This window comes from Borrelia recurrentis A1, from assembly GCF_000019705.1.
Lineage (GTDB): Bacteria > Spirochaetota > Spirochaetia > Borreliales > Borreliaceae > Borrelia > Borrelia duttonii.
Window position 1 is genome coordinate 588,573 of the sequence record NC_011244.1, and the last position, 12,542, is coordinate 601,114.

The following is a 12,542-nucleotide window of genomic DNA, read 5'->3' on the forward strand; positions in this document are numbered from 1 at the left end:
AATTATCAAGTCATATTTTGATTTACAATAGTAATTTTATTGGTATTGTGCCATAATGATACCAATAGAAGAGAAATTATGAATTTTAACTTCTTGTTTTACTTAATTTTTTATGAAATTAGAAAATATGGATGAAGTTTGGGCTTTGCCAGTTTGTTGTAATATTAAAAATTCAATTATTGAAGATTTTAAGGTGTCAGATGAATACAAAAATCAAGTGTTTAATATAAGTTATAAAGATAATATTATCTTAAAATTTATTGATATCATTGATTCTCATGAATTTAATTTAAAACTTTTTGATAATCACATAGATTTTGAAGGGCAAGTACCTTTAGTTTTATATTCTGATAACCTAGATACTTTATTAGAAGCAGAATCGAATGTTATTTTTGAATTAAGACCTATTGAACAAAATGATATTTGTTGTAGTTTGAACCTTCAAGAATCAGATGAATTTAAAATTTATACTTCGCATTATGAATTTTCTGATCATTTAAATTATTGTAGTGACTTTATTTTAGTTAAGGTATTCTTTAGTGATGATAATTTAATAATTGATGCTGATCTTGATAATATTGCATTAGTTAAGCAGATTATTAGTGATAACTTTTGTATTTCTAAAGATAAGATTATTATTAATTCTATTAATAATAATTGTATTAATATTTTATTTCCCATTGTCTTTAATGCTGTTGTGCAAGGTATAGTGATTTCTAAAAAACTTGGTCTTAAGGTTAATGTTATTTACTATAAAAGGCATTTTTTAATAGCAGAGTCTTTAAATTTAAAATTTTCTGTTGTAAATTATTTGTCAATTGAAAATAGGCTTAATAAGATTATGTTGGAGCTTAAAATTAATAGACCCTTGAACTTTTTATATAAATTTTATTTTAATTATCTTAATAAGATTTTTAGTAATTTATTTTTTGATGTATTAGTACATATTAATCTTATATCTATTAATAGTAATTCTATTTTTTTTTGTGATAATTATTTTTTATTTGGAATTTCTGCTTATAGTTTTATTTATTCGAATTTTTATAATCTTGCGGTTAGTTTATCACTTGAACCCCTCAATTATTTGCTTGGTTATGTGAAGAGTGAATATAATATTTTTTTTAAGCTTTTTAAGGAGATGGATTTAAAAAATTCTATTATGCGCAAATCGTCTTCTATAAGTTTAAATAATGAATATAATGTCTTAGATGTTAAGAGAAAAGGCGTAGGATTTGCCTTTTTAAATTTAGATTCTAATATAGATTTTGCTTTATTAGATATTGGTAATTTAACTATTTCTATGAATTTGTATAAAGATAAATTGGATGTATTTATTCCTTATAAAATTATAGATATTAATCTGGTGAATTATTTGAAGAATGTTTTAGCTAAAGCTTTTAATTTGTCTTATAATTGTGTCAATTTTCTTGTTGCTGATTCTTTCAAAGATGATATTGAATTTTCTTGTTCCTTATTAAAGGAGTCTTATTTTATTGAGAGCGCAGTTTTAACTATGAAAGAAGAGCTTTCTGTTGTAATTGATGATGAGGGGAGAAAAGAATATCCAATTATAGTTAGTAGAAATTTTGTTGTAGATATAGATGCAAAGTTTTATGTTGCTTGTTCTCTTGAGGTTGATGTAATAATACATTCTTTTCATATTATATTTAGTAATGTTAATTTTTTTATTGAAAATGGTAAATTTGATAAGCTTAGGGTAAATAGCAAACGTGTATTTTCAATTTTCGGTTTGGCAGTTGATTACGTTTTTGGGAATATTACTTATGATGTTATTGATTCTGTAGGACTGGAATTTATTGAAGATGGTGAATTTATTTTTTCTTTTAGGGTATTATTTATTGCATCTGTTTCTGCAATAAGATCATCATTAATTCAAGCTTTTGATTTTGATATATGTAAAACACCTATTGATCTTAAAAGTATTTTAGATGATTGGAGTGTGAGAATTGATACTAATTAGCTTTAATTTGAATGGAGAAAATCTTTCAAAGAGTATTGGACTTTCTTTGAGTACTAAAGAGCTTTTAATTAGTGTTTTTTATTCAGGGGAGAGAAATCTGATTGAAAGAATGAATAAAAGATTTTCATTAGTTCTTTTGGATTTAAGACCGGTGTATTCATTTTTAGTACCGGCTTTTATGTTAAATGGGCGTAGTATTATTACTGTTGAGGGGTTGGAGAACACAACTTTTTATAATACATTAACTAAAGTTTTGTTGGAGAGTGATTTTGGATTTTGTGACAGTTGTTTTTCATCCAATGTATTATTATTTTATTATCTTTTAAAATGTAAGGTTATAATTAGGACTGATATTTTAGGATATTATAGTACATTAAAGTGTCATTGTCTTGATGTTAATACCTTTTTAGACCTTTATTTACGGTTGGAAGAATTAGAGAAAAAATGAGTAGTGTGAAGGTGTATTACCCTGAAAATTTTAATGCACTTGTTAGTTTATTTCAGGAAAGTTCAAAAAATTATATAATTTATAATGAAATTGATTTTCATAAAAATTCTGAAATTTTTATGAAAAATGACTCTGATAGCTTTTTTATAATAAATAATTTTGAAAAGTTTAATAAGATTTTTCTTAGAAGTAATTTTTTGGAAATAGGTCCATGTGTTACTTATGATGCTATTTTGCAATTTGGAGAGAAAAATATTCCACGTTTATTTTATGAATTTATTTCAATGTTAAACGATAGAATATATCTAAATAGCATTAATATTGCTAATGGGTTTTATTATAAAAACACAATTTTTGATTTATATCCTTTATTGTTAAGTCTTGATGCTCAAATTGAATTTAAGAATATTTTGACTAAAAAAAACTATACTTATAATGCTTATAGCATTAATAGGGATGATTATATACAAAACCGTCATGTTTTATTTTTAAGCAAATTAAAATTTCCAATTACAAATTTGTGGAATAAGAGTTTTTGTAGTAGGATATTTGATTATACTTTTTCATTTAATTTTTTAGACGAGATGAATATTATTTTTATTTGTGTTTTGTTGAATGTTAAAAGGAATATTATAAGTGATTTTTTGATGAAAATATTTTATAATGACAAGGTTATTACTTTAAGGGATTTTCAAGTTTTACTTTTAAACAAAACTTTACCTTTATCTTTAGTTGAGATTGAAGATTCTCTTAGAATGTTAGATAAAAGTATTCGTGATGTTAAAAATTTTAGTTTGGAAGAAAGAAGTTTGAAACTTATAAAAAATTTTTATTTTGATATATTGTTTAATTTTTAGTCTTAAAAAATTATCATTATTAAAAATTGTTGGTTTTTGGAGTTAGTTTTAATAGAAAGGCAATAGAATTTAATTTATCAATTTGTTTTTATGCATTATAATATTTATTTGTTAGTAATTTAATCAAAAAATAATTATTCAAATAAGGGGCTTAAGCTTATGGTTAAAAAAGAGGCTACAATTAAGGCTGTTAATGGTTTACATGTGAGACCAGCATCAACATTTGTCAAAAAGGCTAAGGAATATGCTAGTGATATAACTATTGAAGCTGATAGAAAATCTGTTAGCGGCAAAAGTTTGTTTAGATTGCAAACTTTAGAGTTATCTTATGGTAAGAAGCTTATGGTTTGTGCTGAGGGTGATGATGAGGAGAGAGCTGTTAATGAACTTGTTGAACTTATTGAATCTTTTAAAGAATAAGTGTGGAAGGTTAATATGACTTTATCGGGGAAAAGAATATCTAAAGGGATCGGTATTGGAGAAGCACTTTTTATTAAGAAAGATTTTGATAAATTAATTGATAAATCAAAAATTACTTCTTCACAAGTTGATGGTGAGATAAAAAAATTTAATGATGCTAAGTTAAAGGCTATATCTGTTTTAAGAGACCTTACAAGAAAGGTTGTATCTCAACTTGGAGCTGATAAGGAAGGCATTTTTGAAGGACAGATGTTAATTATTGAAGATGATGAGCTTTCTGAGTCTGTTATAAATTTTATTAAGAATGAAAATTGTGGCGCTGCTTATGCTGTTTATCTGTCTTTTAAAGAATTGATAGCAAGTGTAGAAGAATATGCAGATGTTTATTTAAAAGAGAGAGCTTCTGATTTTAAAGACATTAGAAATAGACTTATTGCAAATATTTTAGATAAGGTAGTTGATCTTGCTGAGGTTAAGAGAGATGTGGTGTTAATTACTGAAGAATTAACACCTTCTGATACAATGCAGGTTGATTTAAGTTATGTTAAGGGTTTTATCACCACGGTTGGTGGTGAAACTTCTCATGCTGCTATTTTAGCAAGAACAATGGGACTTCCGGCTCTTGTGATGTCACCTTTAGATATTGATAAAATTAAAGAAGGTGAGCAGTTGATAATTGATGGACTCTCTTCAATAATTATTAGTAGTCCTTCATCTAGTGAACTTGATAAATATTCTCATAAGATACTAAAATATAATGAGCATGAGAAAGAGCTTTTTGAATTAAAAAATCAAGATGCAGTAACAAAAGATGGTATTAAAATATTTCTAAAGGCTAATATTGGAACTCCAACAGATATTTTTTATGTTAATAAATATGGACTTGATGGCATAGGGCTTTTTAGGACAGAATTTTTGTATATGGAGTCTTTAAAGCCTCCTACAGAAGATGAACAGTTTGAAGCTTATAAAAAAGTTGTTGAGAATATTGAAAAAAAGGGTGTTGTTACTATTCGTACTCTTGATATTGGAGGAGATAAAGAAATTCCATATTTTAATTTTCCAAAAGAAGAGAATCCTTTTCTAGGATATCGTGCTCTTAGAATGTATATGGATTATGAAAGTTTGATTCAAAGTCAATTTAATGCAATTTTTAGAGCTAGCCATTATGGCAAAATAAGGATTATGGTTCCTATGCTTGCTAGGTATGAAGAACTTGAGATAATTAATTATTTTGTAGATAAAGCCAAGGAAAATTTAAAATCTAGGAACTTGCCTTTTGATGAAAATTTGGAAGTTGGATGTATGATAGAAGTTCCTTCTGCTGCTTTATTAGCATCTGAACTTGCTGATAAGTTGGATTTCTTTAGTATTGGTACTAATGATTTAACTCAGTATACTTTGGCTGTGGATAGGGGTAATCAGAAAATATCAAATTTATATGATAAATATAATCCTGCTGTTTTAAAATTGATTAAGAATGTTTTTGATGCTGGTCATAGTGCTGGTATTGATGTTTCTGTTTGTGGTGAACTTGGAGGAGATGAAGCTGGAGCTTTAATTCTCATTGGACTTGGATTTAAATCTCTGAGTATGGTTCCTAGTGCTTCGCTTAGGATTAAGTATTTGCTTAGAAAATATACTATGTCTGATTTGAATGAGTTGGCAATTAAAGTTTTAAATAGCAAATCAGAATCAGAGACTTTAAAATTTTTAGATAAATATATAGGAGATTAACTTATGGGATTTTTAGGGTTTTTTAAAAAGGTGGCTACTTTAGATTTGATAGCACCTGTTAGTGGCAAGGTTGTTTCAATTGATAAGGTGCCAGATGAAGCTTTTGCTGAGAAAATAGTTGGTGATGGAATTGCAATTATGCCTACTGGAAATGAACTTGTTGCGCCTTGTGATGGGAATATTGGTAAGATTTTTAAGACTAATCATGCATTTAGTCTTGAAACCAAAGAGGGAATTGAAATTTTTGTGCATTTTGGTATTAATACTCTTAATTTAAATGGTAAGGGATTTACAAGAGTTGCTGAGGAAGGTATGAGTGTTAAGCAGGGTGATGTTATTATTAGACTTGATCTTGAGTATTTAAAAGCCCATGCAGAGTCAATAGTTACTCCTGTTGTTATTGCAAATTCTGATGAAGTTTCAAGCATTGAGTATGTGTTTGGCAAGCTTGATGATGATTCTGAATATGTTGTGTCTTCTACTACTACTTTAACTGAAGATATTGAGACTAAAATATTACAAGCTAGTCCTGTTGAAGCGGGTAAAGATATAGTTCTTAGAGTTAAAAAGTAAGTTCGCATACTCATGAGTATGCGAACTTACTTTTATTTATATATTTTTTTCTAATATTTCATTTATTATGTTTATAAATTGATTTGGGTTTTTGCTTGGCAGTCCTGAAGTTATTATTGCTTCTTCAAGAAGAATGATGCTTATTTTTTCTAAGGTTGTATCATCTAAATTTTTTAAATTTTGAATAATTTTGTTGTTTGGATTAAGTTCAAGAATGGGTTTTGTTTCTTTAACTTCTTGTCCCATTGATAGCATGATTTTTTGCATTTGATAAGTAGGATCAGTGCTGTCAATTATTATTGCTGATGGTTCTTGTACGAGGGTTGCTGATAATGAAACATCTTTAACATGATCTTTTAATATTTCTTTTATTTTAGACAGTATGTCTTGAAATTCTTCTTCTATTTTTTTGAAATTTTGATCTTTTAATTCATCACTTGTTTCATTTTTATTTATTGCTTTTAATTTAATGCCCTCATATTCTGTTATAAAATTTAAAATAGCTTCGTCAATCTCATCATCCATAATGAGAGTTTCATATCCTCTATCTTTATAAGCATTTACAATAGGGTTGATTTTAAGAATATTTTCTTTGCCTCCAGTGATGTAATATATGCTTTTTTGTTCTGCAGGCATTCTATCTTTATATTCTTTTAGTGATACAAATCCATTTACATTAGAAGATTTGAATCTAATTAGAGATATTAGCTTATTTCTATTATCAAAATCGGAATAAACTCCTTCTTTTAAGCATCTTCCAAATTCTTTAGAAAATTCATTGAATTTAGTGGGGTCGTTTTCACTTAATTTTTCAAGTTCGCTAAGTATTTTTTTTACAGAAGATGCCTTTATTTTGGCTAATGTTTTATTTTGTTGTAAAATTTCTCTACTTACATTTAGGGGTAAGTCTTGGCAATCTATTATTCCTTTTATAAATCTTAGGTAATTTGGAAGTAAGCTGTCAGCAGAATCTGAAATAAAAATTCTATTTATAAATAATTTTACCCCAGGTTTAGTATTTGGATAATATAGGTCATAGGAAGCTTTACTTGGAACGTAGAAAAGATTTGTGTATTCAATACTTCCCTCGGCTTTTGTATGAATATGAATTAATGGATTTTCATAATCAAAAGCTAAATTTTTATAAAATTCATTATATTCTTCATTAGAGATTTCATTTTTATTTTTTGTCCAAATAGCTGTTGTATCATTTAATTTATCTTCTTTCTCTTCAAATCCTTCTTGTTTGCCATCCTTCATTATAGGTTCTCTATATTTAATAAAAATAGGATAGCTTATATGATTTGAGTATTTTTTTATAATTTCTTGAATTTTCCATTTGTTAGCATATTCGGTTCCCTCTTTATTAAGGTGAAGTATTATTTCAGTTCCATTCTCATCTTTATTTGTTTCATTGATTTCATATCCTGTTTTTCCATCACTAGACCAAATATATGCAATATTATCTAGAGCTTTTTTTGTTATAACTTCAACTTTGTTTGCTACAATAAAAGCACTGTAAAAACCAACACCAAATTGTCCAATTAGGCTTGAAGCTTTTTTTTCATCTTTTTTTAAGTTGTTCATAAATTCTTTAGTGCCTGATTTTGCAATTGTTCCGAGGTGACTAATTAAATCCTCTCTATTCATTCCAATTCCATTATCTTTTATTGTGATGGATTTTTCATCAAAATTTATATCTATTCGAGGATCTAATTTTATGTCTTTAAATTTTTCATCTGTGATGTTTAAAAATTTAAGTTTATCAATGGCATCAGAAGCATTTGATATTAATTCTCTTAAAAATATTTCTTTATGTGAGTAAAGAGAATGTATGATTAAATAAAGTAAATCATTGACTTCTGTATCAAATTGTTTTTTCATAGAATTCTCCTATCTTGTATTCGTTTAATCTTTACTTTTTTTATAATATAACATAATCTAAAAATAATGAATAAATAATTTTTCTATGAAAAAAATACGATAGGGGATAATGCAATGGATATTGGTATTTATGGATTAGGAGTTATGGGTAGTAATTTGGCATTAAACATTGCTGATAATGGTTTTAATGTTTATGTTTATAATAGGGATAATGAAAAAACAGAAGTTTTTCTTGCAAATAATTCTCATAAAAAAATTAGTGGTGTAAGCGATATTGAGACTTTTATTAGAAGTTTAAAAAAACCCAGAAAGATTATTTTGATGGTATCAAATTCGGCTGTTGATGAAGTTATTGAGCAAATTTTACCTTTTGTTGAAAAATTCGATATTATTATTGATGGTGGTAATTCTTATTATAAAGATACTATAAGAAGAGAGCAAGAATTATCTTCTAGGGATATTTATTTTGTTGGGCTTGGAATTTCAGGTGGTGAGAGAGGCGCAAGATTTGGAGCTTCGTTTATGTATGGAGGTAATAAAAAAGCTTATGAATTAATAGAACCTATTTTAAATAAAATAGCTGCTAAGACTAATGAGGGGGATGTTTGTTCTGCTTATTTGGGTAAAGATGGAGTTGGGCATTATGTAAAGATGGTTCATAATGGAATTGAATATGCCGATATGCAACTTATTGGTGAAGCATATTTTTTTATGAAGAGGGCTTTTAATTTAGATAATTTGAGAATTGCTGAAGTATTTGATAAGTGGTCAGAAGGTGAACTATCTAGTTATTTGATAGAAATAACATCTAAAATTTTAAAATATAAAGAGAATAATGAATATTTAATTGATAAAATTTTAGATGTTGCAAATCAAAAAGGTACTGGAAAGTGGGTATCAATTGAAGCTTTGCATTTAAATGTACCAGCAAATTTGATTTTTGAATCTATGTTTGCAAGGTTTTTGTCAATATTAAAACATGAACGAGTAATTGCTAGTGATATCCTTAAAATGGATGTGGACTTTGTTGAATTTGATCTGAGTGATTGGATTTTAGATCTCTATTATTCTCTTTTAGTTGCTAAAATATTAGCTTATTCTCAAGGATTTATGATTCTTAAGAATGCATCAGCTAATTATCTTTGGGATTTGAATTTAGGAAAAATTTCTTTAATTTGGAGAGAAGGTTGTATTATTAAGAGTGTTTTTTTAGATAAAATTAAGTTAGCTTACGATAAAAATCCACATCTTATTAATTTGCTTTTTGATGATTATTTTTTAGATATAATAAAGAATCATCATAAATCTTTAAGGCGTATAGTTTCAAAGGCCAGTGAAATTGGGATACCATTGCCAGCATTTTATGCAAGTCTTTCTTTTCTAGACTCTTATTCTACTAATTATTTGCCAGCAAATTTAATTCAGGCCCAGAGAGATTTTTTTGGTGCACACAGCTTTGAGAGAATAGATTCAAATAGGGGTGAATTTTTTCATAGTAGTTGGGAATAATTTAGGTTATGTATTTAAATATAATATTTAATGAACATTCCTCCTATGATATTTATTTTAAATCCTGAGTAAAGATAATGGTATGCGATAGATTGTGGATTTGATACAAATTCTATTGAAGGTGCCATTTTAAATCCAATTTCTATATTTTCTGTTATATCGTAAAAAATAGCTATTGGAATTCTAAATCCAAAACCCGCTTCCATGCTTTTAAAATTTGATTTGTTGGATGAGATGTGTATATTTCCTCCAATTCCTGTTCCGATAGATAGTTTTTCTATTAATGATATTGTAAATATTAAATCAATGGCTGAGAGTACAAATACATTAAAATCATATTTTTTAGATTTGAGTATACTTTGTGGTAATTTAATCCCATTAGTTCCTCCATAGCCTATTTCAATATCAATAAATGGAAATGACATAATATAATTAAATATTGGATTTCCAATACTTCCACCAAATCCTATTTTTCTATCTAAATATGAACTTTTACCAAATGAATTGATCCACATACTTGATGTTAGTATTATTATCATTATTTTTTGCATGATGTCCCCAACAATTCATGTTTTTATCTCATTATATTTTATTTTTAATGATTAATAAATTTTATATACAAATCTTCTTAGTTGAATTTTTTGATGATTAATGTTAATGATATTTTGTATTTTTTATGCAACCCAAAGTTTTATACCAAGTCCAGCAAATACTTCCCATTTGTGTTTTGGATAATCATGTCCTATTCCCCATATTTTTATTCCTGGTCCTACTTTTAAAAACAAATCAAAATGTCTTTTAAGAATTGGTAAAATTAAGGATAGCGAAATTTTAATGCCTATATTTGTTGAATTATATATTTCATGTGTTTTTTGCCATTTAGATATCCACCATAATCCATAAATTCCTATTCCAAGTGATGTATTTATGGGTTTAGGTTTATTAAATGAATTTGATGAGAATATATTGAATTCTATAGATGCAAATAATGTATTAAAGTTTTGGAATAGATTTTTGAGTCCATTGTAAATTCCAAATTCTATTTCAATGTTTTTTGCTAAATTAAGTTGTATTGCATTTGGAAATGGTCCTAGTATTCCAATTCCAAAATAACCTTTGTTTTTTGTATATTCATCTTTTGCTGTGCTATTAAAATAATTTATTAATATAAAAATAAAAATTGTTTTTTTCATTTGATAATGAATCCTCTCATTTTAAGTGTATGTTTAATTTTTGAAAATAACGTAATCAATATTAGTTATTATTTTGTATAAAATTTATATTGTCAAATTTTAAATAAGATTGTATTGTAGCAGTTTACTTATTTAGTGTAAATTGTATTATCATTGTATTGTATTGATTGTTTTATTTATAAAGAGAAGTAATTGATACTTCTCTTTATAAATTTTATGTAAACCAATACCTAATACCAAGAGCAGCAAATATTTCCCATCTAAATCCAGCTCCTCCATTCCAAATATTAATTCCAAGACCAGGTGCTACTTTTAAAAATACGTCAAATTTTTTTATAAATATTGCAAGATTTAATATTAGTGGCAATCTGGCTCCTATGCTTATTGGACCACTATTTGTGTGTGTATGATTCCATCTGGCGAACCATATTGTTCCATATCCGCCACCACCAATCGAAAAGTTAAGCATTTGATTTAATTCTTTAAAAGTGTGCATATAAAATATGTAGTCTATTGCAAGAAATAAAGTTTGCCAATTTTGAAAAAGATTGTTTGCTCCATTATAAATTCCTAAGTCTATGTCAAAGTTTTCAATGTTTAATTCTAATGCAATTGGAAATGGTAATAAAATTCCTATTCCAAAATTACTTCTTGCTGTTGAATTAGCAAAAGCAGATGTTGACAATAATAACAGTATTAAGATAAATATATTTTTTTGTTTCATGGGTTCTCCTTTAATAAAGATTTAATATAGAAATTTAATTCTGTATTGATATAATTCAATTTATTGTAATAAAGAAAATATATTTATTACATTCAGTGTAAATTATTACGTGTTGTTATTTTTTTAATTATTGATTGGCATTTATATTTTTGTTTATATTTTGTAGGATAATTATATTAGGTTGTATTTTTGTTATGTGTAATATTTGAACGTTTGATATTTGTTTAGTATTGAGGTTTTTGATTTATAATTGATACATGACTGGTGTTTTTAGGTACATAAATTTAAATAAAACCTATGGAATTTATTTTAGTTAGTTATATTATTAAGAGGCACTTATGGAATTAGAGGTAGATATGCAAGATACATTAAATCAGTATCTTCTATTTAGTTTAGATGAACTTTATGCAATTGAGATTAAATATGTTGTTGAAGTATTGGAATATACTAAAATCTCAAAGATACCAAGAACTCCTGATTATATGGCAGGGATAATCAACAATAGAGGAAAGATAGTGCCAATAATTGATATTAGAAAACAATTTGGCATGGAAGAGCGTAAGGTTAGCGATGATGAAGTTAAGAAAAAAGAAATTAATACTTCAAATATTATTATATTGACTTTAATATATGAAGGCGATGAGTTGAATCTTGGAATTTTAGTGGATCATGTTAAAGAGGTTCTTGAGTTGAGTTCATCTGATATTGATGATGCTCCAAGGATTGGTGCGGGTTTCAATTCAAAATTTATATCTGGTATTGGTAAATGTAATGATAAATTTGTTGTTATTCTTGATGTAAAAAATTTGTTTAATATTAAAGAACTAGCTAGATTTAAAAATACTACAATAAATGATCCTGATGACGAGTAGGAGCTTTGAGTTTTATGATTTATAAACCAGAAGGGGAACTTATAGTAAATAATATTTTTAAAGTTAAAGAAGATCTGTTAAATATTCTGAAAAATATGAAAGAAAAAGAGACATTGGTGATTAATCTTGCAAATGTGGAAAAAATAGATATTACTTTTATACAAATTTTATATGCTTCTAATAAGTATGCCAAAGATAGGAATTTATTTATAAAGATAGAATATCCTTCTGATGAGGTTTTAAGTTTATTAATATATGGTGGATTTTTAATAGATATTGAGGATATTGATAACTTGGATTTGGGCCTTAGTTTAATTGAATTTTAATTTTATGTGTTTAAGGGC

The 12,542-nt window shown here is 26.6% G+C and carries 13 protein-coding genes; 9 read left to right on the top strand and 4 right to left on the bottom strand.

What is annotated here, in order from left to right; genetic code table 11:
* Positions 1–112 precede the first annotated feature (112 nt).
* The 6 genes from BRE_RS02815 (at position 113) to crr (ending at position 6,016) form a co-directional block, all read left to right on the top strand.
* Positions 113–1,981 carry a hypothetical protein gene (locus BRE_RS02815; protein ID WP_012538985.1) on the top strand — a complete coding sequence of 623 codons (1,869 nt, stop codon included), beginning with the start codon at positions 113–115 and terminating at the stop codon, positions 1,979–1,981.
* The gene (locus BRE_RS02820; RefSeq protein ID WP_012538986.1) at positions 1,968–2,429 is read left to right on the top strand and encodes a hypothetical protein; all 462 of its coding nucleotides are present in this window, start codon (positions 1,968–1,970) and stop codon (positions 2,427–2,429) included. Before BRE_RS02815 ends, BRE_RS02820 begins: the two co-directional genes overlap by 14 nt.
* Positions 2,426–3,286: an FAD binding domain-containing protein gene (locus BRE_RS02825; protein ID WP_012538987.1), complete on the top strand. Its 861-nt coding sequence runs from the start codon at positions 2,426–2,428 to the stop codon at positions 3,284–3,286. Before BRE_RS02820 ends, BRE_RS02825 begins: the two co-directional genes overlap by 4 nt.
* A gap of 159 nt (positions 3,287–3,445) precedes the next feature.
* The gene (locus tag BRE_RS02830) at positions 3,446–3,706 is read left to right on the top strand and encodes an HPr family phosphocarrier protein (RefSeq protein WP_012538988.1); all 261 of its coding nucleotides are present in this window, start codon (positions 3,446–3,448) and stop codon (positions 3,704–3,706) included.
* A 15-nt stretch (positions 3,707–3,721) separates the two neighbouring features.
* Positions 3,722–5,443 (top strand): phosphoenolpyruvate--protein phosphotransferase, encoded by a 1,722-nt coding sequence (gene ptsP, locus BRE_RS02835; protein ID WP_038366417.1) that lies wholly within the window; start codon positions 3,722–3,724, stop codon positions 5,441–5,443.
* Between the two features lie 3 nt (positions 5,444–5,446).
* The gene (crr, locus tag BRE_RS02840) at positions 5,447–6,016 is read left to right on the top strand and encodes a PTS glucose transporter subunit IIA (RefSeq protein ID WP_012538308.1); all 570 of its coding nucleotides are present in this window, start codon (positions 5,447–5,449) and stop codon (positions 6,014–6,016) included.
* Positions 6,017–6,052: 36 nt separating this feature from the next.
* Here crr and htpG read toward each other — a convergent pair whose 3' ends face one another.
* Complete coding sequence (gene htpG, locus BRE_RS02845) at positions 6,053–7,900, bottom strand: molecular chaperone HtpG (protein ID WP_012538990.1); 1,848 nt, start codon at positions 7,898–7,900, stop codon at positions 6,053–6,055.
* 114 nt (positions 7,901–8,014) lie between these two features.
* Here htpG and gnd point away from each other — a divergent pair, with 114 nt between their 5' ends.
* Complete coding sequence (gnd, locus tag BRE_RS02850) at positions 8,015–9,409, top strand: decarboxylating NADP(+)-dependent phosphogluconate dehydrogenase (protein ID WP_012538991.1); 1,395 nt, start codon at positions 8,015–8,017, stop codon at positions 9,407–9,409.
* Positions 9,410–9,423: 14 nt separating this feature from the next.
* On the opposite strand, the gene BRE_RS02855 is transcribed toward gnd, so the two are convergent.
* The 3 genes from BRE_RS02855 to BRE_RS02865 all read right to left on the bottom strand — a co-directional run bounded on the left by BRE_RS02855 (position 9,424) and on the right by BRE_RS02865 (position 11,326).
* Complete coding sequence (locus BRE_RS02855) at positions 9,424–9,960, bottom strand: BAPKO_0422 family outer member beta-barrel protein (protein ID WP_012538992.1); 537 nt, start codon at positions 9,958–9,960, stop codon at positions 9,424–9,426.
* 123 nt (positions 9,961–10,083) lie between these two features.
* A complete protein-coding gene (locus BRE_RS02860) occupies positions 10,084–10,602 on the bottom strand; it encodes a BAPKO_0422 family outer member beta-barrel protein (protein WP_012538993.1) in 519 nt (172 codons plus the stop codon).
* Between the two features lie 214 nt (positions 10,603–10,816).
* Positions 10,817–11,326: a BAPKO_0422 family outer member beta-barrel protein gene (locus BRE_RS02865; RefSeq protein WP_012538994.1), complete on the bottom strand. Its 510-nt coding sequence runs from the start codon at positions 11,324–11,326 to the stop codon at positions 10,817–10,819.
* Between the two features lie 338 nt (positions 11,327–11,664).
* Here BRE_RS02865 and BRE_RS02870 point away from each other — a divergent pair, with 338 nt between their 5' ends.
* Together BRE_RS02870 and BRE_RS02875 are read left to right on the top strand one after the other, a co-directional pair.
* Positions 11,665–12,198: a chemotaxis protein CheW gene (locus BRE_RS02870; protein ID WP_012538995.1), complete on the top strand. Its 534-nt coding sequence runs from the start codon at positions 11,665–11,667 to the stop codon at positions 12,196–12,198.
* Positions 12,199–12,212: 14 nt separating this feature from the next.
* Positions 12,213–12,524: an STAS domain-containing protein gene (locus tag BRE_RS02875; protein WP_041178134.1), complete on the top strand. Its 312-nt coding sequence runs from the start codon at positions 12,213–12,215 to the stop codon at positions 12,522–12,524.
* The last annotated feature ends 18 nt before the right edge of the window (positions 12,525–12,542 follow it).

Bases quoted from the DNA above. Each gene is read 5' to 3' on its own strand.
- BRE_RS02815 (WP_012538985.1), top strand. From the start codon at position 113: ATGAAATTAGAAAATATGGATGAAGTTTGGGCTTTGCCAGTTTGTTGT.
- BRE_RS02825 (WP_012538987.1), top strand. From the start codon at position 2,426: ATGAGTAGTGTGAAGGTGTATTACCCTGAAAATTTTAATGCACTTGTT.
- BRE_RS02830 (WP_012538988.1), top strand. From the start codon at position 3,446: ATGGTTAAAAAAGAGGCTACAATTAAGGCTGTTAATGGTTTACATGTG.
- ptsP (WP_038366417.1), top strand. From the start codon at position 3,722: ATGACTTTATCGGGGAAAAGAATATCTAAAGGGATCGGTATTGGAGAA.
- crr (WP_012538308.1), top strand. From the start codon at position 5,447: ATGGGATTTTTAGGGTTTTTTAAAAAGGTGGCTACTTTAGATTTGATA.
- htpG (WP_012538990.1), bottom strand. From the start codon at position 7,900: ATGAAAAAACAATTTGATACAGAAGTCAATGATTTACTTTATTTAATC.
- gnd (WP_012538991.1), top strand. From the start codon at position 8,015: ATGGATATTGGTATTTATGGATTAGGAGTTATGGGTAGTAATTTGGCA.
- BRE_RS02855 (WP_012538992.1), bottom strand. From the start codon at position 9,960: ATGCAAAAAATAATGATAATAATACTAACATCAAGTATGTGGATCAAT.
- BRE_RS02860 (WP_012538993.1), bottom strand. From the start codon at position 10,602: ATGAAAAAAACAATTTTTATTTTTATATTAATAAATTATTTTAATAGC.
- BRE_RS02865 (WP_012538994.1), bottom strand. From the start codon at position 11,326: ATGAAACAAAAAAATATATTTATCTTAATACTGTTATTATTGTCAACA.
- BRE_RS02870 (WP_012538995.1), top strand. From the start codon at position 11,665: ATGGAATTAGAGGTAGATATGCAAGATACATTAAATCAGTATCTTCTA.
- BRE_RS02875 (WP_041178134.1), top strand. From the start codon at position 12,213: ATGATTTATAAACCAGAAGGGGAACTTATAGTAAATAATATTTTTAAA.